This window comes from Microbacterium radiodurans, from assembly GCF_008710705.1.
Classification (GTDB): domain Bacteria; phylum Actinomycetota; class Actinomycetes; order Actinomycetales; family Microbacteriaceae; genus Microbacterium; species Microbacterium radiodurans.
Window position 1 is genome coordinate 901,390 of the sequence record NZ_VYRZ01000001.1, and the last position, 24,907, is coordinate 926,296.

18 protein-coding genes and 1 tRNA gene are annotated in these 24,907 nt (G+C 71.6%); 17 read left to right on the forward strand and 2 right to left on the reverse strand.

Translation table 11 applies throughout. From position 1 onward, the window contains the following. Positions 1-269: 269 nt before the first annotated feature. Together F6B42_RS04165 and F6B42_RS04170 are read left to right on the forward strand one after the other, a co-directional pair. On the forward strand, positions 270-1,601 hold the full coding sequence (locus F6B42_RS04165) for an LCP family protein (RefSeq protein ID WP_223878327.1): 1,332 nt from the start codon (positions 270-272) through the stop codon (positions 1,599-1,601). 83 nt (positions 1,602-1,684) lie between these two features. After that, positions 1,685-1,776 (forward strand) — tRNA-Ser (locus F6B42_RS04170). Positions 1,777-1,931: 155 nt separating this feature from the next. Here the strand turns inward: F6B42_RS04170 and F6B42_RS04175 are convergent. Beyond that, positions 1,932-2,876 (reverse strand): LacI family DNA-binding transcriptional regulator, encoded by a 945-nt coding sequence (locus F6B42_RS04175; protein ID WP_263405849.1) that lies wholly within the window; start codon positions 2,874-2,876, stop codon positions 1,932-1,934. Between the two features lie 113 nt (positions 2,877-2,989). Here F6B42_RS04175 and F6B42_RS04180 point away from each other — a divergent pair, with 113 nt between their 5' ends. The 8 genes from F6B42_RS04180 (at position 2,990) to fdhD (ending at position 13,648) form a co-directional block, all read left to right on the forward strand. Next, positions 2,990-4,510, forward strand: coding sequence for a mannitol dehydrogenase family protein (locus tag F6B42_RS04180; protein ID WP_150418303.1), 1,521 nt, complete (start codon positions 2,990-2,992; stop codon positions 4,508-4,510). After that, positions 4,507-5,511, forward strand: a complete 1,005-nt coding sequence (locus F6B42_RS04185) for an L-idonate 5-dehydrogenase (protein ID WP_150418304.1) — start codon at positions 4,507-4,509, stop codon at positions 5,509-5,511. Before F6B42_RS04180 ends, F6B42_RS04185 begins: the two co-directional genes overlap by 4 nt. A gap of 83 nt (positions 5,512-5,594) precedes the next feature. Beyond that, entirely contained in the window at positions 5,595-6,986 is a 1,392-nt protein-coding gene (locus F6B42_RS04190) for an MFS transporter (RefSeq protein ID WP_150418305.1), read from the forward strand. Between the two features lie 67 nt (positions 6,987-7,053). After that, a complete protein-coding gene (gene manD, locus F6B42_RS04195) occupies positions 7,054-8,295 on the forward strand; it encodes a D-mannonate dehydratase ManD (protein ID WP_150418306.1) in 1,242 nt (413 codons plus the stop codon). Next, a complete protein-coding gene (locus F6B42_RS04200; RefSeq protein ID WP_150418307.1) occupies positions 8,285-8,947 on the forward strand; it encodes a bifunctional 4-hydroxy-2-oxoglutarate aldolase/2-dehydro-3-deoxy-phosphogluconate aldolase in 663 nt (220 codons plus the stop codon). Before manD ends, F6B42_RS04200 begins: the two co-directional genes overlap by 11 nt. Next, positions 8,944-9,924, forward strand: coding sequence for a sugar kinase (locus tag F6B42_RS04205; protein WP_223878329.1), 981 nt, complete (start codon positions 8,944-8,946; stop codon positions 9,922-9,924). The genes F6B42_RS04200 and F6B42_RS04205 overlap by 4 nt, the downstream gene beginning before the upstream one ends. A gap of 388 nt (positions 9,925-10,312) precedes the next feature. Then, positions 10,313-12,745, forward strand: a complete 2,433-nt coding sequence (locus tag F6B42_RS04210) for an FdhF/YdeP family oxidoreductase (RefSeq protein WP_150418308.1) — start codon at positions 10,313-10,315, stop codon at positions 12,743-12,745. Then, entirely contained in the window at positions 12,746-13,648 is a 903-nt protein-coding gene (gene fdhD, locus F6B42_RS04215; RefSeq protein WP_150418309.1) for a formate dehydrogenase accessory sulfurtransferase FdhD, read from the forward strand. Here the strand turns inward: fdhD and F6B42_RS04220 are convergent, their stop codons facing one another. Next, entirely contained in the window at positions 13,649-16,093 is a 2,445-nt protein-coding gene (locus F6B42_RS04220) for a beta-L-arabinofuranosidase domain-containing protein (protein WP_191089256.1), read from the reverse strand. Between the two features lie 182 nt (positions 16,094-16,275). Here F6B42_RS04220 and F6B42_RS04225 point away from each other — a divergent pair, with 182 nt between their 5' ends. The 7 genes from F6B42_RS04225 (at position 16,276) to F6B42_RS04255 (ending at position 24,699) form a co-directional block, all read left to right on the forward strand. Further along, positions 16,276-17,400 (forward strand): LacI family DNA-binding transcriptional regulator, encoded by a 1,125-nt coding sequence (locus tag F6B42_RS04225; protein ID WP_150418311.1) that lies wholly within the window; start codon positions 16,276-16,278, stop codon positions 17,398-17,400. 164 nt (positions 17,401-17,564) lie between these two features. After that, entirely contained in the window at positions 17,565-19,097 is a 1,533-nt protein-coding gene (locus tag F6B42_RS04230; RefSeq protein WP_150418312.1) for a glycoside hydrolase family 43 protein, read from the forward strand. A gap of 113 nt (positions 19,098-19,210) precedes the next feature. Continuing rightward, entirely contained in the window at positions 19,211-20,890 is a 1,680-nt protein-coding gene (locus F6B42_RS04235) for an ABC transporter substrate-binding protein (protein ID WP_223878330.1), read from the forward strand. Positions 20,891-20,954: 64 nt separating this feature from the next. Further along, positions 20,955-21,941: an ABC transporter permease gene (locus F6B42_RS04240; RefSeq protein WP_150418313.1), complete on the forward strand. Its 987-nt coding sequence runs from the start codon at positions 20,955-20,957 to the stop codon at positions 21,939-21,941. Positions 21,942-21,944: 3 nt separating this feature from the next. Then, positions 21,945-22,940, forward strand: coding sequence for an ABC transporter permease (locus tag F6B42_RS04245; RefSeq protein WP_150418314.1), 996 nt, complete (start codon positions 21,945-21,947; stop codon positions 22,938-22,940). Beyond that, positions 22,937-23,809: an ABC transporter ATP-binding protein gene (locus F6B42_RS04250; protein ID WP_150418315.1), complete on the forward strand. Its 873-nt coding sequence runs from the start codon at positions 22,937-22,939 to the stop codon at positions 23,807-23,809. Before F6B42_RS04245 ends, F6B42_RS04250 begins: the two co-directional genes overlap by 4 nt. After that, positions 23,806-24,699, forward strand: a complete 894-nt coding sequence (locus tag F6B42_RS04255) for an ABC transporter ATP-binding protein (RefSeq protein ID WP_150418316.1) — start codon at positions 23,806-23,808, stop codon at positions 24,697-24,699. Before F6B42_RS04250 ends, F6B42_RS04255 begins: the two co-directional genes overlap by 4 nt. Positions 24,700-24,907: the final 208 nt, after the last annotated feature.

The following is a 24,907-nucleotide window of genomic DNA, read 5'->3' on the forward strand; positions in this document are numbered from 1 at the left end:
TAGCGTCGACGTCGGAACGGTCGTGGGGCGGCCGTTCGCAGCGCGGTACCCGGGGATGCCGGGTGGTGGCGGTCGTCTGGGGGGCGTCATCACCCGGCATAACGGTTCGGCGTACGAGCACGCGCGCGCGGCGGGTCGGCCGGGTCTTCCCAGGCTTTCCCGACGCGCCTTTCGTAGGATGAGTCGATCACTGGGGGAGTGCTCCGTCCGCGCGCAGGGTGCGCGCGGCATCCGGGAGCCTCCTCATCGGCTCGTCGAGAGGGACATCCGTGAGCGCACGTTCGGATGCGAGAGCATCGCGTCGTCACCGCCGCCCCGTCGCGCGTCACGGCGTGCTGACCTCGCCGAACCCCTTCGTGCAGGTGCTGACGGTCCTCGGCGTCATGGTGCTCGTCGTCGCGATCAGCGCCGGCGCCGTCGGTGCGTTCGCGGTCTGGGACGCGTCGCGCTCGGTCGCCGACAACAGCGTGGCGCTCGAGGGCGACGACGTCGCCCAGCTGCCGCCGACGATCGGCGAGATCGAGGGCGGCGTGAACATGCTCATCGTCGGCACCGATTCGTGCGAGGGGCAGGATCTCGCCCTCTTCCCGCGCTGCGGCATCGACGACGACGGGCTCGAGCGCAACGACGTGACGATGCTCGTGCACATCAGCGACGAGCCGCGCCGCGTGACGGTCGTCTCGTTCCCGCGCGACATGGTCGTCCCGATCCCGTCGTGCCCCGACGGCGAGGGCGGTCGCCACTCGGCGATGAGCGCGCAGATGATCAACGTCTCGTACGGCTACGGCGGGCTGCCGTGCACGGTGCTCACGGTGGAGGAGCTCACCGGCATCGACATCCAGTTCGCGGCATCCATCCGCTGGACCGGCGTCATCAACATGTCCGACGCGATCGGCGGCGTCGACGTCTGCGTCTCGGAGGACATCAGCGACCGCCACACCGGCCTGAGCCTGACGGCCGGCACCCACACGCTGCAGGGCGCCGAGGCGCTGCAGTTCCTGCGCATCCGTCACGGCATCGGCGACGGCTCGGACCTCGCCCGCATCTCGAACCAGCAGCAGTTCATGAGCTCGATGGTGCGCAAGCTCCAGTCGGATGCCGTGCTGGCGAACCCGCAGGCGCTGTTCAACATCGCGACGACCGCCCTGCAGCAGGTCAACAGCCAGCAGCTGCAGCTGAGCGAGTCGCTCGCGAGCCCGACGCGCATGGTCCAGATCGCCATGGCGGTCAAGGACGTGCCGTTCTCGGACATCAACTTCCTGCAGTATCCGACGTACTACGCGCCGGACGGGCTCCGCGTGATGCCGAACACGGACTCGGCCGCGACGCTGTTCGACGCCCTCGCCAACAACCAGCCGATCCAGCTCACCGGAGATGCGAGCCAGGGCTACGGCGTCGAGGTCGTCGGCGAGGCCGAGCAGCCCGCTGCGCCCGCCCCGACCGAGACGGACGCCGCGCCCGCGACGCCGGAGGGCGAGCAGCCGGCACCGGATCCCGCCGCGACCGACGCGACCCCGCCGGCGACGGAGTACGTCGAGCTGCCGAGCGACATCGCGGGATCGAGCGCCGCCCAGGTTACCTGCACCGTCGCGGAGCGCTGAGTCTGCCGGGGCCGATTCGGAGTCAGCCTGGGAGCGGGTTATGATTGCCGGGTGCATCCGCGCCGTCTCGCGTCGGATGCCGTGGAGACGTCGCATAGTCAGGCCTAGTGCACCACCCTGCTAAGGTGGAGTCCCCGTAAGGGGACCGAGGGTTCAAATCCCTCCGTCTCCGCCACCCGAAAGCCCCGGTCCGCCGGGGCTTTCGCCGTTCCCGCCCCGCGGCTCCCGCGGATTCGCCGAGACAGCACCGGAGCCCCGAGACAGCGTCCGGCAGCTGCTGTTTCGGTGCTCGGATGCTGTCTCGCGGATGCCGCGGCGGACGCCGCCGGGTCAGCGGGGGGCGGGGGCGGCGGTCGAGGCCCGGACGATCAGCTGCGAGCCGAGGGTCGCCGAGCGGGCGGGCGCGGTGCCGGCGATGGCCTCGGCCAGGAGGTCGACCGCGAGCGCGCCGCACCGCGCGATCGGCATGCGCACGGTGGTGAGGCCGGGGGTCACGGCACCGGCGAGGTCGATGTCGTCGATCCCGACGATGCTGATGTCGTCGGGGCAGGTGACGCCGAGCTCCGAGAGGCCCGCCTCGAGACCGAGCGCGACGAGGTCGTTGTAGGCGATGACGGCGGTCGCGCCGCTCGCCGCGGTCGGGGCGGCGGCGGCGCGTCCGCCCTGGATGGATGCCGCCTGGTGACCGAGCCGGGTCAGCGTCACCCCGTGCCGATCGCAGGCCTGCTCGATCGTCAGTGACCGGCGGGCATCGGCCCAGGAGCCGCGCGGCCCGGAGGCGTAGGCGACGTGACGGTGGCCGAGGGCGACGAGGTGCTCGACGGCCTGGGTCGGTCCGAACTCCGTGTCCATCAGCACGCTCGGCAGGGGATCGATCGAGCGGTTGACGACGACGCACGGCGCCTCGCCGACGATGCCCAGCACCTCGTCGTCGGGCAGGCGCGGTGAGCACAGCAGCATCCCGTCGAGCTCGCGGGCGCGTTCGATCTGCTCCCGCTCCCGCCGGGGGTCCTCGTCGGCGTCGAACACCGCGATGCGGTGGCGGCTGTGCCACGCCTGCCCCTGGATCGCCTTGAGGAGGGTCGCGTAGACGGGGTTCGCGACGTCGGGGAACACGACGCCCAGGGTCCGCCGCGCGGTCGCGGTCTGCGATGCGACATAACCGAGCTCGCCCGCCGCGACGAGCACGCGGTCGAGGGTCGCCGCCGCGAGTCGGTCGGGTTCGCCGAAGGCCCGCGAGGCCGTGGCGATCGACACGCCGGCCCGACGTGCCACGTCCGTCAAAGTCGCTGCCACCGTAGCTCCCGCCATCCGCCGTCCTTCCATGATCGCCCATGTGTCGATGTAAAGGCTTGACAAGTTTGTACAACAACATCATCATAGTTTTCATGACGATCAGCGACGATCTCCCGCGCCTCGGCCGCTCGGCATCCGATGCCCCCGCGCCGAGCGGCGCCGGCATCCTGCACCTCGGTCTCGGCAGCTTCCACCGTGCGCACCAGGCGGTGTACACGGCTGCGGCGCTCGAGCGCGACGGCGGCGACTGGGGGATCGTGGGTGTCGCCTCGCGATCGCGCTCCGTCGTCGACGCGATGCACGCGCAGGACCTCCGCTACACGGTCGCCACGATCTCCCCGAACGGCACGCGGCTGAGCATCCCCGGCGCGCACACCGACGCCTACGTCGCCGCCGACGACCCGCAGCGCGTCGTGCGCCACCTCGCCGACGACGGCATCCGCGTCGTGACCCTGACGGTCACCGAGAACGGATACAGCTACGCGCCCGCCTCGCAGCGCCTCGACCTCGACGACCCGCTCGTCCGCGCCGATCTGGCCGGCGAGGCGCCGCGGACCACCATCGGACAGCTCGCGCGCGGTCTGCAGCTGCGCGCATCGCGGGGCGGCGCGCCCGTCTCGGTGCTCAGCTGCGACAACCTCGCCGCGAACGGCTCGCACACCGAGAAGCTCGTCCGCGAGTTCCTCGCCGAGCTACCGAGCGGCGAGGGTGCCGAAGCGCTCGCGTTCCTCGACGCGTCGGTGAGCTTCCCCTCGAGCATGGTCGACCGCATCGTCCCCGCGACCACCGACCGACTGCGGGCTGAGGTCAGCGTCCTGCTCGGCGCGATCGACGAGGTGCCCGTACCCGCGGAGCCCTTCACGATGTGGGCGATCGAGGACCGCTTCGCCGGCGGCCGCCCCGCGTGGGAGGCGGGCGGCGCCGTGTTCACCGACGAGGTCGGACGCTACGAGCAGCTCAAGGTGCGCCTGCTCAACGGCACCCACTCGCTCATCGCCTATCTCGGCGCTCTCCGCGGCGCCGCGACCATCCCCGACGCGATCGCCGCCGGCGGCATCGAGGCGGCAGCACGCGCGGTGCTCCGCGGCGAGTACGAGCCGTCGGTGCAGGTGCCCTCCGGCGTCGACGTCCGCGAGTACGAGCGGCAGCTCTTCGAGCGCTGGGGCAACAGCGCCCTCGGCCACCGCACGTCGCAGGTCGGAAGCGACGGCTCGGTGAAGCTCCGCCAGCGCATCCCCGAACCCGCCCTGCTCGCCCTCGCGTCGGGCCGGATGCCGCACCTCATCGCCCTCACGGTCGCCGGCTACCTCTCGTGCATCGCGCCGCTTCCCGGCTTCGACGCGGGACCGCACGCCGAGGCGATGACGGATGCCGCGCAGCACCGCCTCGCCGAGCTCGCCGCCACGGCGAGCGGGGGGCGCGACCTCGCGTCGCGCGTCATCGCGGAGCGTCAGCTCTTCGGCGAGCAGCTGGCGGCGGAGACCGCCTTCATCGATCGGGTCGGCGACCTCGTCGACACGATCGCCCGACACGGCGTCGACGCCGCGATCGACGAGTGCGTCGGCGCATCCGCCGGCGCGGCACGACCCACGACCGAGACGGAGCTGCGATGAAGACGCTCGCCATCCACGGGGCAGAGGACATCCGCTGGGAGGATCGGGAGATCCCCGAGCCCGGGTCCGGGCAGGTGCGCCTGCGCGTAGCCTTCGTCGGCATCTGCGGTTCCGACCTCCACTACTACTTCCACGGCGCGAACGGCGAGTACACGATCCGCGAGCCGCTGACTCCCGGGCACGAGCTCTCCGGCACGGTCGACCTCGACCCGTCGGGTCGCCTGGCCGCGGGCACCCCGGTGACGGTGCACCCCGCCCGTTTCGGGCCGGAGGCCCCCGGTCTGGAGGCTCACCCCCACCTGCGCGCGGGCGGCGACTACCTCGGCAGCGCGGCCGCCGACCCCCACCGCCAGGGCGGCGCCTCGGAGTACCTCGTCGTCGACGAGCACATGGTGCGCGAGCTGCCGGAGGGTCTCCCGCTCGAGCGCGCGGCGCTCGCCGAGCCGCTGGCCGTCGCGCTTCACGCGGTGGGGCTCGCCGGCGACGTCGCGGGCGCGCGCGTGCTCGTCGTCGGCGCCGGCCCCATCGGTCTGCTCGTGGCCGCGGCGGCCGTCCGCGCCGGGGCCGCGACGGTGGCCGCGAGCGATGTCCGGCCCGAGCCCCTCGAGCGCGCCCGCGCGCTCGGTGCGACCGAGACCTTCCTCGTCGGCACCGACGCCGTTCCGGACGAGTCCTTCGACGTCGTCCTGGAGTGCTCCGGCGTCGGCGTCGCCCTCACCCAATCGGTGCGCGCGGTCCGCCGCACCGGCACGATCGTCCAGGTCGGGATGCTGCCGAACACCGAGATCGGGGTGAACCTCGCGCCGCTCCTGGCGAAGGAGGTCACCCTCCGCGGCGCCTTCCGATTCTCGGACGAGATCGACGACGCCGTGACGATGCTCGCGGCATCCGATGCCCTCGACTCGGTGATCTCGCACGCGATCCCGGCAGCCGATGCCGTGAACGCGTTCGCGATCGCCCGCGACTCCTCCGCTTCGGCGAAGGTGCTGCTCTCCCTCTAGCGATACCGCGGCGTCGCCGTCCCGCACGGCCCACGACCCACCGCCGCACCCGACACCCCTCCAGGTCCGAAGGAGTACCTCCCATGTCAGACGCCACCACGACGGCCTCGGCCGCCGATCCCACCGCGAAGCGGTCGGTGCGCGACCTCGTCCGCGCCGCCATCTCGGGCTGGCTCGGCACCGCGCTCGAGTTCATGGACTACCAGCTCTACTCGCTGGCCGCCGCGCTCGTGTTCGCCGATCTGTTCTTCTCGTCCGAGAACCCCGCCGTCGCGGTCGTCGCCGCGATGGCCACCTACGGCGTGGGCTATGTCGCCCGCCCCGTCGGCGCGTTCTTCTTCGCCCGACTCGGCGACAAGACCGGCCGCACCAAGGTCCTCTTCTACACGATCCTGCTGATGGGTCTCGCCACGACGCTCATCGGCTTCCTGCCGACGTACTCGCAGGTGGGCATCCTCGCCCCGATCCTCCTGGTGCTGCTGCGCATCGCGCAGGGCTTCGGCGCGGGCGCCGAGATCTCGGGCGCGGGCGTCATGCTCGCCGAGTACGCGCCCGCCAAGCGTCGCGGCATCATCGCATCGCTCGTCGCGCTCGGCACGAACTGCGGCACGCTGCTCGCGTCGGGCATCTGGGCGATCCTGCTCGTCGCGTTCAGCGAGGACGAGGTCATCGACTGGGCCTGGCGCATCCCCTTCATCGCCAGCGCGGTCATCATGCTCTTCGCGATCTGGGTGCGCTTCAACCTCAAGGAGACCCCCGTCTTCGAGGAGCGCGACGACGTCGTCGACGGCAAGGCCCTCACCCGTGCCGAGGCGCTCCAGCTCGCGACCGAGACCGGCGACGTCCGCACGCTCGAGGCCATGCAGCGCAAGCCCTGGAAGGCCTTCTCGATCGCCCTGCTGCTGCGCTTCGGACAGGCCGGCAACTCCGGCATGATCCAGACGTACCTCATCAGCTACATCACCGTGGTGCTGCTGCTCGACCGCTCCATCGGCGTCAATGCCGTGATCGTCTCGTCGCTCGTCGCCTTCATCACCGTCCCGCTCTCGGGCTGGCTCGGCGACCGGTTCGGCCGCAAGCGCATGTACATGGTGTGGGCGATCGTCGCGCTCATCGTCATCGTCCCGACGATGCTCATGATCAGCAGCGGCGACACGGCGCAGGTCTTCATCGGCTACGTCCTGCTGCACAACCTCGCGGTGATGAGCTTCGCCTCGCTCGAGAACCTGACGCTCCCCGAGATCTTCGGAGCCCGCAACCGGTACACCTACACCGCCATGGCCCGCGAGATCGCGGCGATCGTCGCGACCGGCGCCGGCCCCGTCATCGCGGCGGCCTGGGTGTCGGCCGTCACCGGCTCGTTCATCCCGATCATCATCATGCTGATGTTCTTCACGCTCTGCGCGCTCGTGGCCTCGATCTGGATGCCCGAGGTCGCCGGGCGCGATCTCACCGACCCGCGCGACGCGATCTGACCCGACCGACCACGATCCGGGATGCGGCGGCACGAGTCGCCGCATCCCGCCCTCTCAGGAGCACCGCATGACCATCGAACTCGTCGATGTGAGCGTCACGAGCCCCGGACGCAACTTCGTCACCCTGAAGATCACGACCTCCGACGGTGTCGTCGGCTGGGGGGACGCGACCCTCAACGGCCGCGAGCTCTCGGTCGCCTCGTACCTGCGCGACCACCTCGCATCGACCCTGATCGGCCGCGACGAGGATCGCATCGAGGACACCTGGCAGTACCTGTACCGCGCACCGTACTGGCGCCGCGGCCCCGTGACGATGGCGGCGATCGCCGCGGTCGACATGGCGCTGTGGGACATCAAGGCGAAGAAGGCCGGGGTGCCGCTGTACCAGCTGCTCGGCGGCGCGAGCCGCGACGCGCTGCGGGTCTACGTCCACGCGTCCGGTGCCGACTACGCCTCGCTGAAGGATGCCGTCGCCGCCTACGTCGACAGCGGCGTCACCGCGGTGCGGGTGCAGACCGGCATCCCTGGCCTCGGACAGATCTACGGCGTCGCGACCGCCAAGCCGGGCGCGAAGTACGACTACGAGCCGGCCAAGCGCGCCGCGGACGGTTCGTCGGCCACCCGTCCCGCCGAGGAGGCGTGGGACACGCGCAAGTACCTGTCGCACATGCCCGGCGTCTTCGGCCGACTCCGCGAGGACTTCGGCACCGATCTGCGCATCCTGCACGACGGCCACCACCGCATGTCGCCGATCGAGGCCGCCCGGTTCGCGAAGGACATCGAACCCTACGACCTGTTCTGGCTCGAGGACTGCACCCCCGCCGAGGACCAGACCGCGCTGCGCACGGTGCGCCAGTACTCGACGACGCCCCTCGCGATCGGCGAGGTCTTCAACACGGTCTACGACTATCAGACGCTCATCACCGAGCGGCTGATCGACTACGTCCGCTCGGCGGTCACGCACACGGGCGGCATCACGGCGATGAAGAAGCTGCTCGATTTCGCGGCGATCTACGGCATCAAGTCCGGGATGCACGGACCCACCGACATCTCCCCGGTCGGCATGGCCGCGGCGCTGCACCTCGGGCTGGCGCTGCACAACTTCGGCATCCAGGAGTACATGCCCCACAATGACGCGACGCTCGAGGTCTTCCGGACGTCGTACCGATACGATCGGGGGTTCCTGCACCCCGGCGATGCCCCCGGACTCGGGGTCGAGCTCGACGAGGCCGCAGCCGACGCGTTCGAGTACACGAAGGCCTACCTGCCGGTGAACCGGCTCCTCGATGGGACGATGCATGACTGGTGAGACCGCTCCGAACCGCGCCGCGCTGCCGACGCTCACCCGCGACGGGCGACTCGTCGTCGTCGCGCGGGCCCGACGGGCCGAGGACTACGAGCGGGTTCTCGACGTACTCGTGGATGCCGGGGTCCGCAGCGTCGAGGTGACGCTCACGACTCCCGGGACCTTCGACCGCCTGCCCGCGCTCATCGAGCGGTACCGCGGCGCCGCCGACATCGGGGTGGGAACCGTGACCGCGCTCGACCAGCTGGAGCGCGTCATCGACGCCGGAGCACCGTACGCGGTCACCCCGATCACCTCGGCGACGCTCGTCGAACGTGCCGTTGCCGCGGGGCTCCCCATCGTTCCGGGCGGTCTCACCCCGACCGAGCTGTTCGCGTCGTGGTCGCTCGGCGCCTCGGCGGTGAAGGTGTTCCCCGCCGGACAGGTCGCGCCCGGCTACGTGAAGGACCTCCGCGGCCCGTTCCCCGGCATCGCCGTCGTCCCCTCGGGCGGCGTCGACCTCGACGGCGCGCGCGCCTGGCTCGCCGCCGGCGCGGTGGCGGTCAGCGTCGGCGGTCCTCTCCTCGGCGACGCCTTCGCGGACGGCGACCTCGCAGCTCTCCGCGAGCGCACCGCGCGCTTCGTCGCGGCGTGCGCCGAGGGCTCGGGCTCGTGAGCGCGGCGGCGCGTCCGGTCGTCACCCTGGGGGAGACGATGGCGCTGCTGCGGGCGCCCGAGATCGGCTCGCTCCGCCACATCGGCTCGCTCGCCGTCGGCATCGGCGGCGCGGAGTCGAACGTCGCGATCGCGCTCCGCCGCCTCGGCGTGCCGGTCGCCTGGTTCGGCCGCGTGGGCGACGACCCGCTGGGCGAGCGCGTCGTGCGCGAGCTCCGCGCGGAGGGCATCGAGGTCGCGGCGCACGTCGACCCGGCCGCTCCCACGGGCCTCATGCTGAAGGAACGACCGACGGCGGCGACGACCGCGGTCCACTACTACCGTGCCGGCTCCGCGGGCTCCCGCCTGCAGCCCGCGGACGTTCCCGAGGGGCGCGTCGAGGATGCGGCGCTCCTGCACGTCACCGGTATCACCCCGCTGCTGTCCGCGACGGCCGCCGATGCTGTGCGCGACGCCGTGGTGCGCGCGCGTTCGGCGGGGGTTCCCGTGAGCTTCGACATCAACTACCGGTCGGCGCTGGCGGCATCCGTCGTCGCGGCGCCGCTGCTGCGAGAGATCGCCGAGAGCGCCGACATCGTCTTCGGCGGCACGTCGGAGCTCGAGCTGATCGCGGGGACCGACGCCGACACCGCCGCCGTCGCCCTGCGCAGCGCCGGCGTCGCCGAGGTCGTCATCAAGCGCGGCGCCGACGGCGCGACCGCGCACGTCGGGAGCGAGATCGTCGACGCGCCCGGCTTCGCGATCGACCCGCTCGACACCGTCGGTGCCGGCGACGCCTTCGTGGCCGGCTACCTCAGCGTCCGTCTGGCAGGCGGCGGCGACGCCGGAGGCCCCGGCGGCTCGGTGGCCGAGGCGCTGCACCGCGGCAACACGTGCGGCGCGATCGCCTGTCTCGGCCCCGGCGACTGGGAGGCCTCGCCGACCCTCGCCGACCTCGCCCGCTTCCACGCCGTCGGCGCCGACCCCGTCCAGCGCTGATCCCGAGCCCGGCTGATCCCGGACCGGCTGATACGGGCCTGCTGGTATCGGGCCGGCCGCCTGATCCCGGGCGGCTGCACACGCCGGGAGCCGATACGTTCGTCGGGCGGCTGGGGCGGGTGGTGCCTGTGCGGCCGGCCGGATCCTCTCCTGCCCCGCGGGTCCGACGAACGTATCGCCGACCCGCGCCCCCGCCCCCGCGCCCCGACCCGCGCCCCCGCCTCCGCCCGCGCCTCCGCGCCGCCTCCGCGTCCGCCAGCCCCCCCCCGTGCCACGAGACAGCACTCTCGCGCCGAGACGGTGGGTTCGGCCCACGGGCTCGGCGCGAAGGTGCTGTCCCGCGATGTGCGGGCATCGGGACGAAACCTGCGGGCGTACCCTTTCCCTCATGGTGACGAAGCCCCCGGCATCCGACATCGACGAGACCCGGCTCGGCGTCTCCGCTCCCCAGAAGAAGGCGGTCGGCGTGCCGGCGGTCCTTCACGCTCTGCAGATCGCGAACGAGCAGATGGGTCTCGTGCGTTCGGCGCAGACGCTGCTGCGGATCAATCAGAAGGACGGCTTCGACTGCCCCGGCTGCGCCTGGCCCGAGGAGGACAAGCGTCACGTCGCCGAGTTCTGCGAGAACGGCGCGAAGGCCGTCGCCGAGGAGGCCACGCTGCGCCGCATCGGCCCCGAGTTCTTCGCCGCGCACAGCGTCGACGACCTGCGCGGGCACGACGACTGGTGGCTCGGCCAGCAGGGCCGGCTGACGCATCCCATGCTGCTCGACGAGGGGGCGACGCACTACCGGCCGGTGTCGTGGGACGACGCGCTCGACGTCGTGGCCGATGCGCTGCGCGAGCTGGATGATCCGGATGCGGCGGTCTTCTACACCTCGGGTCGAACCTCGAACGAGGCGGCGTTCCTCTATCAGCTGCTCGTCCGGGGGCTCGGCACCAACAACCTGCCGGACTGCTCGAACATGTGCCACGAATCGAGCGGCTCGGCGCTCACCGAGACCATCGGCATCGGCAAGGGCACCGTCTCGATCGACGACATCCACGAAGCGGATCTGCTGATCGTGGCCGGGCAGAACCCGGGAACGAACCACCCGCGCATGCTGTCGGCGCTTGAGAAGGCGAAGCAGCGCGGCGCGAGGATCATCGCCGTGAATCCGCTTCCCGAGGCGGGTCTCCTGCGGTTCGAGAACCCGCAGACACCGCGCGGCGTGCTGCTGGGCGGCACGGCCATCGCGGACTCGTTCGTGCAGATCCGCTCCGGCGGCGACCAGGGCCTCTTCCAGGCCATCGGCAAGCATCTGCTCGAGGCGGAGGAGCGCGACGGCGGCGTCCTCGACCTCGACTTCATCGCGGCGCACACGAGCGGTATCGACGCCTACCGCCGCGCGATGACGGCGGTGCCGTGGTCCGAGCTCGAGCGCGCGACCGGCATCGACGAAGCCGGGCTGCGCGAGGTGGGCGAGGCGGTCCGCACCTCGAGGGCGACGATCGTCTGCTGGGCGATGGGGCTGACGCAGCACAAGCACTCCGTGCCGACGCTGCGCGAGGTCGTCAACGCGCTGCTCCTCCAGGGCAACATCGGTCGCCCCGGGGCCGGTGTGTGCCCGGTGCGCGGCCACTCGAACGTCCAGGGCGACCGCACCGTCGGCATCTACGAGAAGCCCGGCGACGACTTCCTCGACGCGCTCGACCGCGAGTTCTCCTTCCGCTCACCGCGCGAGCACGGCTTCGACACGGTCGCCGCGATCCGCGCGATGCGCGACGATCGCGTCCGGTTCTTCCTCGGCATGGGCGGCAACTTCGTCTCGGCGACCCCCGACACCGAGGTCGTCGAGGCCGGCATGGCGCGGGTCGACCTGACGGTGCACGTGTCGACGAAGCTCAACCGCTCGCACACCGTCACGGGACGGCGGGCGCTGATCCTGCCCACGCTCGGCCGCACCGACCGCGATCGCCGCGGCGGCGCCGACCAGCGCGTCACCGTCGAGGACTCGATGGGCGCCGTCCACGCCTCACGGGGCCGTCTCGCCCCGCCCGCCGACGACCTGCTGAGCGAGGTCGCGATCATCGCGCGGCTGTGCGAGCGCGTCTTCTCCCGCAGCGCCCCTCCCGCGTCGCCCGGCGGTCCGGTCTCGCACGACGGCGACCCCGAGCGCGGTCTGCCCGAGCACGGGATCGTCGAACCCGAGCGTCCGGATGCCGCCGGCGCCGACATTCCGGCGAACGTGCCGCACGCCGACTGGGCCGCCCTCGAAGCCGACTACGCGCTCATCCGCGGGCACATCGCACGGGTCATCCCGGGGTTCGAGGAGTACGAGGCGCGGATCCAGAAGGGCCGGACGTTCTTCCTCCCCAACGGTCCGCGCGACGCCCGCCGCTTCGCGACGGAAACCGGTTCCGCCCGCTTCACCGTCAACCCGCTGGAGTACCCGGTGATCCCGCCGGGCCGCCTGCTGCTGCAGACGCTCCGCTCCCACGATCAGTACAACACCACGATCTACGGCAAGGACGATCGCTACCGCGGCATCTCCGGCGGCCGCCGTGTCGTGCTCGTGAACGCCGACGACATCCGAGACCTCGGCCTGCGCGCCGACCAGATCGTCGATCTCGTGTCGGAATGGCGCGGAGCGGACGGAGCGATGCAGGAGCGCCGCGCCGAGAGCTTCCGGGTCGTCGCCTACGACACGCCTCGGGGCAACGCCGCCGCGTACTATCCCGAGACGAACGTGCTCGTGCCGCTGGACTCGGTGGCCGACGTCAGCGGCACACCGACCTCGAAGGCGGTCATCGTGCGCCTCGAACCTCGAGCGTCGGTCTGAATGGGACGCCTCACCGCGCTCTCGCCGGTCACCCGCATCATCGTCGACGAGGCGGGGGTGTCGGCGTCCCGCCGACGGCCCGACACCCTCGCGGTCGAGGAGCCGCTCGAGATCCGGGTCGGCGGCACGGCACTGAGCGTCACGATGCGCACGCCGGGTCACGACGTCGAGCTGGCTGCGGGCTTCCTCGCCGGGGAGGGGATCATCGCGGCGGGCGCCGACGTGCGGTCGGCGATCCACTGCGGCGGTCCGGGCACGCCGGGGCTGTCGGGGACGTCGGGGGCAGTCGATGTGCCGACCGCGACGCCGGCGGCAGCGGCATCCGAGAACACCTACAACGTCCTCGACGTCACGCTCGCGCCCGGTGTAGCGCCGCCCGCTCCCGAGGTCGCACGCAACTTCTACACCACGAGCTCGTGCGGGGTGTGCGGCACCGCCTCGATCGAGCAGGTCGCGAAGATCGCGCGTTTCGACGTGTCGGCGGATGCCGTGCGCATCGACGCCGCCTGGCTCGCGCGCCTTCCGGACGAGCTCCGTGCGGGGCAGCAGGTGTTCGACAAGACCGGCGGGCTGCACGCCGCCGCCCTCTTCGACGCGGCGACGGGCGAGCTCCTCGTCCTTCGCGAGGACGTGGGCCGACACAACGCCGTCGACAAGGTCGTCGGCTGGGCGGTGCTCGCCGACCGGCTTCCGGCATCGGCGACCGTGCTCCAGGTGTCGGGTCGTGCGAGCTTCGAGCTGGTCCAGAAGGCGGCGATGGCCGGCATCCCGGTGCTCGCGGCCGTCTCGGCGCCCTCGTCCCTCGCAGTCGCGCTCGCCGCGTCGGCGGGGATCACGCTCGTCGGGTTCTCGCGCGGCCGATCCCTGAACGTCTACGCGCACCCCGAGCGCATCGCGGTCTGATCACTCGCGGCGATCGGTCCGCATGACCACGGCGGCGACGCGCACCGGCTGATCCCCGACGGACGCGATCCGGATGCGGACGGCCCGCTGGCCCTCGCGATCGATCGCGCTCGCCGCCACGAGAGGTGCCGGCAGCCGGAAGCGCAGCACGCGCCAGGCGTTCGCCGCATCCGGGGCGTCGTCGAACCCCTCGGCCGCGATGACCGTGTCGGCCGCCCGCACCTCGAGACCACCGGCGTCGAGCCCGCTGCCGGTCTCGAGCTCCAGCACCCGGTCGCCCGGTGCGGTCCCCACGGCCAGGTCGTACGAGAACCACCCGCCCGGCGCCGCGTCGCGGAACCGCCGCCCCGCTTCCTCGCCGGTGCGCGACCGCGACCGGAGGTAGCGCTTCTCGGCCTCGGCGTTGCTGTCGTCGAAACCGAGCACGCGGTCGGTGACGTCGGAGTCGCCGACACCGGTGCCCGTCCGGTCGGCGTCGGCTGCGCTCGCCGCCCCGGCCTCGGTGTCCGCGCCGGCGCCAGCCGCTGCGGCGACGGGCTCCACCGCGAACGCGATGCCGTAGCGGGCGTCGTCGAGGGTCGCATAGGGCTCGAACACGAGCGCAGCCGCCCGCTCGTCGACACCGCGCAGGCGGAATCGGAGCGGTCCGTGCTCGGGAGCGGGCACGACGGACGAGCCGGGGTCGGCGAGCCAGGCATCGGGATCCGCGACGGTGATCGTGCGCGGGGCGTCGCGGTCGGGGAGCCCCATCCGCACGAGCACCCCCGCGCGGTAGGTGTCGTCGGGGTCGGCGGCCCCGAAACGCGCGGCCAGCAGCGCCGGTCCGTAGGCGAAGGCGACCCAGTGGTCATCGCCCGGAGCCGGGACGACCCGAACGCGCGCGGGCAGCCGGTAGCTCAGGCGGTCGCCCGCGCTCACCCGCACCGCGAGGAACCCGTCCGCAGCCTCGGCCGCCGCGGGTTCGCCGTTCCGTTCCAGACCGACGCCCGCCCCCACCCAGTCCGGCACCCGCAGACGCAGCACCATGGCGCGATCGCGGTTCCCGGATGCCGGTGACCTACCGCTCTGGCCGGTCCCAGCGGCCTCGTCCGCCGCGGCATCCACCGCGATCTCGACGACGTCGGAGGACGGCAGGTCCGACTGGACCGACACCACGAGTCCCCGCTCCGGCACCGCGATCCGCGCGGCCCAGAACTGCGTGAGCACCAGCCCGTCGTCGTCGGCGAAGGCGATCGCGTCGCCGAGGCCGGCGAGCGACTCGATGCCGGTGCCGTGGTCGCACCAGAACTCGTCCTGCGGCGCCCCGAACACCTTGGCGTAGCCCGAGGTCATCGGCTGGAAGTAGGTCACCATGCCGGTCTCGGGTGAGGCGGAGGCGACGATCGAGTTTCGCAGGGCATGGTCGTCGTAATGCGCGAAGCGCGCGTCGCCGGTCGCCTCGAACAGGCCCCGCGCGAGCTTTCGCATGTTGTAGACGTTGCAGCCCTCGGCCGTCGAGTTCTCGCCGTAGCCGACGACCGATCCCGAGGTCGCCCACGATCGCAGCGTGCCCGGCTCGCGGAAGTGCTCGGCCGCGCTGTTGCCCCCGTTGGCGTAGGTGTAATGGCGCAGCACGAGGTCGAAGAAGCGCTCCGCGGCGCGTCGCGACATGGCCGTGCGCTCGCGGGCCGCGACGGTCTCGATCGAGGCGAGCGCCGGGTCGCTCAGCACGCGCGCGCGGGCGAGCGCCCCGATCAGCTTCGGAATCGTCGTGTTGGCATGGCGACCGGGCAGCGGGTCGTCGCCGGCGGCGAGTGCGGCGAAGAGGTCGAGTTCGTCGAAGTGCTCGGCGGCGCGGCGGTGGGAGACGTCGCCGGTGATCTCGTACAGGCGGTAGAGCGCGTCGTTCATGCCGCCGTACTCGGTCGCGAGGAGCGCCGCGTCGTCGGCGAATCGGTCCGCCCAATCAGCGAGCCAGCTGCCGAACCCGCCGGCGACCTCGAGCGCGATCCCCGCCGTGGTCGCCGGTGCGTACCGGTGGACGTCGAGGAGCCCCGCGAGCACCTTGTGGAGGTCGTAGAACGGCACGAGCAGACCGTCGGCGCCGGCGGGCAGGCTCGTCACGGAGAACGGGGCGACGTAGCCCGCATTCCGCGGATCGACGACGGCGTACGCCGCCTGCGCGCGGGCGAGGCCGTCGACCGCGACCGCCAGCGACCCCTCGAGACGACGGCGCTCATCGGCGGGCGCCGTGACGCTCGCCCGAGCCGCGGCCGACAGGTAGTGGCCGAAGAAGTGCCCGGTGAAGCGCGCGTCGGTCTCGCGCTCCCACCCGCCGTAGCCGGGCTTGGTCGACGGCGGCAGCCCCGCGTGACGCAGCCACGGATGCAGGAAGCGCTCGGGCTCGAGCGAGAGGAGGTAGGCGCGGCTGCGCTCCCTGAGCGTGACCAGGAGCGGGTCGGCCACGTCGATCGCCCGCGGGTCGAGGGCGCGGGCCGGTCTGTTCTCAGGAGTCTCGGGGCCTGGCGGGGTGGTTCCGTGCCCGGACGCGGCTGTGTTCCTGAGGTCGTGCGGCTGCGGCGGGGTCATGGCTCCTTCTCCGGTGCGCGTCGTCGCGCGCGAGCATCACGGGTACTGTGACATCGATCATGAAGTCCGAGCGACGCCCGCGCCGGGAGAGCACCGGCCGCCCCACCGTGTACGACGTCGCCGAGCTGGCGGGCGTCTCGACGGCGACGGTGTCTTTCAGCTTCTCGCGTCCCGAGCGCGTGCGCGAGGAGACGCGGCGGGCGGTTCTGGAGGCGGCCGACGCGCTCGGCTACGTCCCCTCCGCCGCCGCGCGCGGGCTCGCTCGCGGCAAGACCGGGGCGATCGGGCTGTACGCCTTCGACTACCTGCTCGATCCGGCCGAGGAGCCGGCGACCGAGGAACGCCTGGTCGAGCGCGCGCTCGCGCGCTCCGACGCGCGCCTGTTCCCGCTGTACTCCGACGAGGTCCAGCGCGGCGTCCAGCTCGAATGCCGACGCAACGGCTACGCGCTCATGCTCGGCGCCGGGCATGCCGCGCACGCTCCGGGGGTCATCGATGTCGCGGGCCGCGTGGACGGCCTCATCACCTTCGCGGGCGCCGCGCCGCACGACGTGCTCGTGCAGCTGGCGAGTCGCATCCCGATCGTCGAACTCGGCGGATCGGGCCGGCGTCCCGGCATCCGCACGGTGCTCGTCGATCAGCGGACGGCCATGGCGGAGCTCGTCAGTCACCTCGTCACCACCCACGGTCACCGGAGGTTCGCCTACTTCGGCGAGCTCGACATCCCCGAGTTCGCGGCGCGCTACGCGGGGGTCGGCGACGTGCTGACGGCGGCCGGTCTGCCGGTTCCCGCAGCCGTCACGAGCCATCCGGGCGACGACGAGTCGACGGTGCGCGCCGTAAGACAGGTCCTCGCGGGTGAGCTCCCCGACGCGATCGTGTGCTCCACCGACCAGGAGGCGCTCGTCGCGATCCGTGTGCTCGCCGAGGCCGGCATGCGGGTTCCGCACGACATCGCCGTGACCGGCTTCGACGGTGTCATCGCGGGGCGTCTGAGCTCGCCCGTGCTCACGACCGTCCGCCAGCCGATGGAGGCCGTCGGGCGGGTCGCGGTGCGGGTCCTCCTCGACGTCCTGCGCGGCGACGGGGCCGGCGGACGCGCTGCGGACGCCGATGCGGTCCTGCCCTCCCGGCTGTGGCTCGGCGTCTCGTGCGGCTGCTCGGTCGACGACGCGCAGAGCTGACGACACCGGCATCCTCCTCGGGTACTCCCGCTTCGACGGCTCCTCGTGCGTCGAAGAATCGGTATTGCGATATCGCGATGTTATGCGCTTAGATTAGCGAGCCGGATGCCGGGCCGCAACGCCCGGGCCCGGATCGACGCACGCCCGAGGGACGAGGAAGACCCATGGCCACCATCACGCAGAGCCCGCCCGCCGACGACCCGATCGTCGAGCCGGCGCTCGAGAGCGCTGCGCGGGAACCGGTGGTCGCCGGGTTCCACCCGGACCCGAGCATCTGCCGCGTCGGCGACGACTACTACCTCGTTCATTCGTCGTTCGAGTACCAGCCCGGGCTGCCGATCTGGCACAGCACCGATCTCGTGAGCTGGACCCAGATCGGGAACGCGCTCGATCACGCCGCCCTCGCCGGCGCCTCGAACGCGAGCGGGGGCATCTACGCCCCGACGATCCGCCACCGCGACGGGACTTTCTGGATCATCACGACCGACATCGCCGCCGGCGACGGCCAGCTCGTCGTCTCGGCGACCGACCCGCGCGGCCCGTGGAGCGCGCCGTGGCGCGTGGAGGGGGCGGTCGGGATCGACCCCGACCTGGCCTGGGACGAGGAGGGCTGCATCGTCACGTACTGCTCGGGCGACCCGGAGCTCCGCGGCATCGCTCAGGTGCGGGTCGATCTGCCCAGCGGGCGCCTGCTCGAACGGCCGCGTGCGGTCTGGCCCGGAGCCGGGCTCGCCTTCCCCGAGGCGCCCCACCTGTACCGCCGGGGATCGTGGTGGTACCTCATGCTCGCCGAGGGCGGGACCGAGCGCGGCCACGCCGTCACCATCGCGCGGTCGCGTCATCCCGAGGGGCCGTTCGAGGCGCATCCGCACAACCCCGTCTTCAGTCACCGCAGCTCGACCCACCCCGTGCAGAACGTCGGTCACGCCGACCTCGTCGAGCGTCCCGACGGCTCGTGGGCGGCGGTCTACCTCGGAGTCCGTCCGCGCGGCACGACCCCGATGTTCCACGTCAACGGGCGCGAGACGTTCCTCGCCGGCATCGACTGGGAGGACGGATGGCCGGTGTTCGTCGAGGATCGCTTCTCGGTGCCGGCTCCCGACCGCTCGTTCGTCGAGATCTTCGCCGCGCCGCTGTCGCCGCGCTGGGTGTCTCCCGGTGCGCCCGTCTCGGCGCAGCTGACCCCGCTCGCCGACGGCCGCGGCGCTCGCGTCACGCCCGTCCAGACCGGATCCCGGGCGACCACGGCGGTCGTCACGCGGGTCACCGACCTGCGGTGGCGATTCGACGTCGACCTCGACCGGATCGACGGCTCGGCCGGCATCCTGCTGCGCCTCGACGACGCCCACCTCGCCGAGGTGCGCGTCGAGGCGGCCGCCGGTGGGCCGATGGCCTCGTGCACCGTGCGGATCGGTCCGCTCGAGCAGCGTCTGGGCGACGCCGTCCACTTGTCCGACGGCGACGCCGTGACGGTCGTGATCGAATCGGTCGACCCCACCACCGGGGGGCCGGACGACATCGTCCTCGGGGTCATCCAGTCCGGTCGCCGGCACGACTTCGCCCGCATCGACGGGCGCTACTTCTCCACCGAGGTCGCGGGCGGGTTCACCGGCCGGGTCGTCGGCTTCCGCTCACGCGCCGGCTCGTTCTCGATCACCTCCGCGACCTACACCGCCCACCGCATCGAAGCGGGGTGATGCGCCGCCGCTCCCTCCGACCTCGCGCGTCCTGAGATCGCAGCGCTCAACCCGCCGCGATCGCGCGCTCGACCCCGGTAGTTCAGAACCTCGTCACCGTCGACAGAAGGACCATGATGTTCCGCAGATCACCCGCCCCGCTCCGCCTCCTCCTCGGCCTGACCGCAGCCACGGCGCTCGCCGTCAGTCTCGCCGCCTGTGCCCCCGGCGGCGACTCGGGGGCCACCGCCTCCGACGCCGACACCCTGATCACCGTCGGTGGTCAGGGCGACATGCAGATCAACTTCAACCCGTTCTCGCCCTCGAGTATCGGCGGGGTCGGCACCATCTACGAGCCGCTCTTCTTCATCAACAAGGTGGGCGACGCCGAACCCGAGCCGCTGCTGGGCGTCGACCAGAGCTGGAACGAGGACGGCACCGTCTACACCGTGACCGTCCGCGACGACGTGACGTGGTCCGACGGCGAGCCCTTCACCGCGGCCGATGTCGCGTTCACCTTCTCGATGCTCAAGGACAACCCCTCGATCAACAACATCGGCTTCGACGGCGAGGTGGCAGCCGACGGCGACTCGGTCGCGTTCACCTTCGATTCGCCGTCGTACGTGAAGGGTCCCGACATCCTGAACACCGTCATCGTGCCCGAGCACCTGTGGGCCGATGTGTCGCCGACCGAGTTCCTCGACGAGCAGCCGGTGGGCACGGGCGCGTTCGAACTCGCCGACTTCAAGCCGCAGGCCTTCACGCTCGCCGCGAACCCGGACTACTGGGGCGGCGAGCCGGAGCTCAAGGCGATCCGCTACATCTCGCTGTCGGGCAATCAGGCGCAGGCCGACGCCCTCGCCGCCGGCACCATCGACTGGCAGACGAGCCCGGTTCCCGACATCCAGAACGTCCCCGATCGCTACCCGGGTTACGTCAACGTCACCGCGAATCAGAATCAGACGGTTCTCGCCAGCTGCGCGAGTGCCGAGATGGGCTGCTCCGGGCCGCAGACCGACCCGGCCGTCCGCCAGGCGCTGTCGCTCGCGATCAACCGCGACCAGGTGAACGCGCTCGCCTTCCAGAACACGTCGACCGACATCTCGCCGACATTCGTCCTGCTCGCCAACCAGGAGCAGTGGATCTCGCCGTCCGTCGTCGACCCGGTGGTTCCGACGACGCCGCAGGCCGATCAGGCCCGCGCCCTCCTCGAGGGGGCCGGCTGGGCGCTCGGCGGCGACGGCATCTACGCGAAGGACGGCGAGCGCCTCTCGCTCGGCGTCGAGGTCGTGACCGGGTGGACCGACTACATCACGACGATCGACACGATCGCCGCGCAGGCGCGCGAGGCCGGCATCGAGGTCGTCCCGGTGCAGTCGTCGTGGAACGAGTGGACCGACAAGAAGCAGCGCGGCAACTTCGAGCTCGCGATCGACTCGCTCGCCCAGGGCCCGGCGCCCGACCCGTACTACGTCTACAACAACTTCTTCGCCACCACCGTGCCGGTCGGGGAGAGCTCGGGCAACAACTTCTCGCGTTACGCCGACCCCGACGTCAGCGCGGCGGTGGAGGCGCTGCAGGCGCTCGCCTTCGACGACACCGCGGCGCGGGAGCCGCTCATGGCGACGATCCAGGACCGCATCGTGGCCGATCTGCCATACATCCCGGTGCTCACCGCGGGGACCTCGAGCCAGTGGAACGTCGCCAAGTTCGACGGCTGGCCGACCGACGACGACCTGTACGCCTTCCCGGCGGTCTGGTCGCGGCTGGACTCGGCCGAGGTCTTCAAGAAGCTGAGCCCGACGGGCGAGTGATCCGCGGGGCGGGGGCCGGAGCTCCACGGCCGGTCCCCGCCCTCTCCCGAGCCTGGAAGGCACCATGAGATTCCTCCTGCGAAAGCTCGCGTTCTACGCGATCGCGCTGTGGGCGGCGCTGACGATCAACTTCGCCCTGCCCCGCCTGCTGCCCGGCAACCCCGTCGACATCCTGCTGGCGAAGCTGCAGCAGCGCGGCGGCGCGGTCTCCGACGACACCCGGCGCGCCTACGCGCTCCTGCTCGGCGGCGACGATCAGACCCCCCTCCTGCAGCAGTACGTCGACTACCTCGGCAACCTGCTCCGCGGGGACCTCGGCGTCTCGGTGTCGTATTACCCCGCCCAGGTGACCGATGTGATCTCCACCTCGCTGGCGTGGACGATCGCGCTCGTCGGCATCGCGACGGTCCTCGCGGCGATCCTCGGCGTCGTGCTCGGCGCGCTCGCCGGCTGGCGACCGGGCAGCTGGCTCGACTCGCTCGTGCCCGCCACCACGCTGCTGTCGGCCGTGCCCTACTTCTGGCTCGCGCTTCTGCTGGTCTACCTGCTCTCGCTCCAGCTCGGCCTCCTCCCCGGCAGCGGCGGCTACAACGTCGTCCTCACCCCCGGGTGGAACTGGCCGTTCATCTCCTCGACGATCCAATACGGGTTCCTGCCGGCGCTCACGATCGTCATCGCGTCGGTCGGCGGCTGGCTCCTCGGCATGCGCAACATGATGGTCTCCACCCTCTCGGAGGACTACATCATGACCGCGCGCGCCAAGGGCCTGCCGGAACGGCAGATCCTCATGCGCTACGCGGCGCGCAACGCCGTGCTGCCCTCGGTCGCGGGCTTCGCCATCTCGCTCGGCTTCGTCGTGTCGGGCTCGGTCATCACCGAGCAGGTCTTCTCGTATCCCGGCATCGGGTCGAAGCTCCTGGCGGCCGTGACGAACAACGACTACGCCCTCATGCAGGGCGTCTTCCTCTACATCACCCTCGCGGTGCTCGGCGCGAACCTCGTCGTCGACCTCCTCTACGGCCTGATCGACCCGCGCACACGAAAGGGATGAGCCATGACCAACATCACCCCGCGCGTCGAGCCCGACATCACGGAATCGACCCGCACGCTCGCCCTCCAGGCATCCGGTCGCGGCAAGCGCCCGCCGCGATCCGCGTGGCGACTGATGCTGCCGACCCCGACTCCCTGGCTCGTGCTCGGTCTCGTCCTGGCCGCCGTGATCGCCCTCTTCGGCATCCTCGGGCCCCTCCTGGTCACGGATCCGACGACGATCCGCGACATCGGGATGACGCCGCCCTCGGGCGAGCATCTCCTCGGCACGACGCAGACCGGCCAGGACGTGCTCGCGCAGCTGGCCTACGCGACCCGCGGCTCCCTGCAGATCGGGCTCCTCGTCGGCGTGCTCGCGACCGTGCTCTCGCTGGTGTTCGGCATCTACGGCGCGTACCGCGGCGGCCTCGTCGACGAGGGCTTCTCGCTGCTGTCGAACGTCTTCCTCGTCATTCCCGGCCTGCCCCTGGTGATCGTCATCGCCGGGTTCGTGCCCCGCGAGGCGCGCGGCTGGTGGACCATCGCGATCGTGCTCGCCATCACCGGGTGGGCCGCGGCATCCCGGGTGCTCCGCGCGCAGACCCTCTCGATCCGCAGCCGCGACTACGTTGCCGCGGCGCGGGTGTCGGGCGAGCGGTCGTGGCGGGTCATCACGGTCGAGATCCTGCCGAACCTGCTGCCGGTGATCGCCTCGCAGTTCGTCGGCGCCGTGATCGCGGCGATCCTCGCCGAGGCAGGCCTCGCGTTCATCGGATTGGGGGCGTCGAATTCGGCGACCCTCGGGACGATGCTGTTCTACGCGCAGAACGGCTTCGCGCTCTCGCTCGGCGCGTGGTGGTGGTTCGTTCCGCCGGGGCTCATCATCGCCCTGTTCGGGATGGGCCTCGCCCTCATCAACTTCTCGATCGACGAGGTCATCGACCCCAAACTCAAGGACGTGCGCCTGCACCGCCGTCGCGCTCAGCGCGCCCGCCGTCTCGAGAGGACGAACCGCTCATGACCACCTCGCGCCGACCCGTCCTCACCGTCGACGGCCTCTCGGTCGTGTACGAGACCGAGAGTCCCGTTCACGCCGTCTCGGACGCGTCCTTCGAACTCGGAGCCGGGGAGATCCTGGGCCTCGCGGGAGAGTCCGGATGCGGCAAGACGACCCTCGCCTACGCGATCAACCGGCTGCACCGTCCGCCCGCCCGCATCGCCGGGGGACAGGTGCTGTTCCACGACGCGTCGGGCGAGACGATCGACGTGCTGGGGCTCGCGCCCGACGCGCTCCGCAGGTTCCGCTGGAGCAAGCTGTCGATGGTGTTCCAGGGGGCGATGAACGCTCTGAACCCGGTCACGAGCATCCGTGCGCAGCTGCACGACACGATCCGCGCGCACCGACCCCGCACCTCGCGCGCCGAGGCCGAGCGGCGTTCGATCGAGGTCCTCGAGCGCGTGGGCGTCGACCCCGCCCGCATCGGCTCGTTCCCGCACGAACTCTCGGGCGGCATGCGCCAGCGCGTCATGATCGCGATGGCGATGATCCTCGAACCGCAGGTCATGATCATGGACGAGCCGACCACGGCCCTCGACGTCGTCGTGCAGCGCGACATCCTTCGCGAGATCGTCCGGCTGAAGGACGAGCTCGACTTCGCGGTGATCTTCATCACGCACGACCTCCCGCTGCTGCTGGAGATATCCGATCGCATCGCGATCATGCTGCAGGGGCGGATCGTCGAGCTCGACGCGGCAGACCGCCTGTACCGGGATGCCGCGCACCCCTACACACGCAAGCTGCTGGGGTCGTTCCCGAGCCTCTCGGGGAGCCGGGGCGACTTCATCCGAACCGGCGTGATGGCCGACGAGACTCCGGGAGGAGCATCATGACCGCAGTCGAGGTGTCGGGTCTGGGCAAGGAGTACGTCACCCGGGAGGGGCTACGGCGCCGACGGCTGCACGCCGTCGACGACGTGTCGTTCGACCTCGTGCCCGGCCGCACCGTTGCGCTGGTGGGGGAGTCGGGCTCGGGCAAGTCGACCATCGCGAAGCTGCTGACCCGGCTCGAGCGGCCGAGTTCGGGTGCCATCCACGTCCGCCGGGGCGATGGGACACCGGTGTCGGCGAAGGAGTACCGCCGCCACGTGCAGATGGTCTTCCAGGATCCGTTCGCCTCGTTGAACCCCTTCCATTCCATCGAGCACCACATCGCGCGGCCGCTGCGGATCCACCACCGCACGCGCGGAGCGGCCGAGACGCGCGAGCGCGTCCTGCAGATGCTCGAGCGGGTGAATCTCACCCCGGCCGAATCCTTCCTGCACCGCCGCCCGCACGAGCTGTCGGGCGGACAGCGGCAGCGGGTCGCCATCGCGCGCGCCCTGGCCCCCGGCGCCCAGGTGCTCATCGCCGACGAACCCGTCTCGATGCTCGACGTGTCGATCCGCCTCGGGGTGCTGAACCTTCTCGCTCGGCTGCAGCGCGAGGACGATCTCGCGGTGCTCTACATCACGCACGATCTCGCGACGGCCCGCCACTTCTCCGACGAGATCCTCGTGCTCTACCGGGGGCGCATCGTCGAGCGCGGGCCGGCGGATGCCGTCATCCTCGACCCGCACCACGATTACACGAAGCTCCTCGCGATGGCCGCTCCCGACCCGGAGCGGGTCGGGAAGGTCGTCGCCGGCGAGATCGCCTTCGATCGCTCGCGCATCGACAACACGACCTGTTACGACCACGCACGAGGAGAGTGGGTGGGCTCGGCCGTTCCCGCCGGTGTCTGACGTCGCGCCGCCCCGGGCGGCGTTCGAGCGAAGGTGGCGCGTGATGCGGCATCTCCGCGGGCGTAGCCACCACACGCGCCACCTTCTCGGCTGCGCCCGGGATCGGCCACGCCACCGAGCCACGCACCGGAGGGCAGCCGTGCAGCTGGCCGCCGTTCACCGGGGATGCGGAACCGGTATGCACAGAAGCTGATTCGAACGGAATCTG

Coding starts and splice junctions, on each gene's coding strand:
- manD (WP_150418306.1), top strand. CDS start 7,054: ATGACCATCGAACTCGTCGATGTGAGCGTCACGAGCCCCGGACGCAAC.
- F6B42_RS04190 (WP_150418305.1), top strand. CDS start 5,595: ATGTCAGACGCCACCACGACGGCCTCGGCCGCCGATCCCACCGCGAAG.
- F6B42_RS04245 (WP_150418314.1), top strand. CDS start 21,945: ATGACCAACATCACCCCGCGCGTCGAGCCCGACATCACGGAATCGACC.
- F6B42_RS04185 (WP_150418304.1), top strand. CDS start 4,507: ATGAAGACGCTCGCCATCCACGGGGCAGAGGACATCCGCTGGGAGGAT.
- F6B42_RS04210 (WP_150418308.1), top strand. CDS start 10,313: ATGGTGACGAAGCCCCCGGCATCCGACATCGACGAGACCCGGCTCGGC.
- F6B42_RS04230 (WP_150418312.1), top strand. CDS start 17,565: ATGGCCACCATCACGCAGAGCCCGCCCGCCGACGACCCGATCGTCGAG.
- F6B42_RS04180 (WP_150418303.1), top strand. CDS start 2,990: ATGACGATCAGCGACGATCTCCCGCGCCTCGGCCGCTCGGCATCCGAT.
- F6B42_RS04235 (WP_223878330.1), top strand. CDS start 19,211: ATGATGTTCCGCAGATCACCCGCCCCGCTCCGCCTCCTCCTCGGCCTG.
- F6B42_RS04250 (WP_150418315.1), top strand. CDS start 22,937: ATGACCACCTCGCGCCGACCCGTCCTCACCGTCGACGGCCTCTCGGTC.
- F6B42_RS04240 (WP_150418313.1), top strand. CDS start 20,955: ATGAGATTCCTCCTGCGAAAGCTCGCGTTCTACGCGATCGCGCTGTGG.
- fdhD (WP_150418309.1), top strand. CDS start 12,746: ATGGGACGCCTCACCGCGCTCTCGCCGGTCACCCGCATCATCGTCGAC.
- F6B42_RS04255 (WP_150418316.1), top strand. CDS start 23,806: ATGACCGCAGTCGAGGTGTCGGGTCTGGGCAAGGAGTACGTCACCCGG.
- F6B42_RS04200 (WP_150418307.1), top strand. CDS start 8,285: ATGACTGGTGAGACCGCTCCGAACCGCGCCGCGCTGCCGACGCTCACC.
- F6B42_RS04225 (WP_150418311.1), top strand. CDS start 16,276: ATGAAGTCCGAGCGACGCCCGCGCCGGGAGAGCACCGGCCGCCCCACC.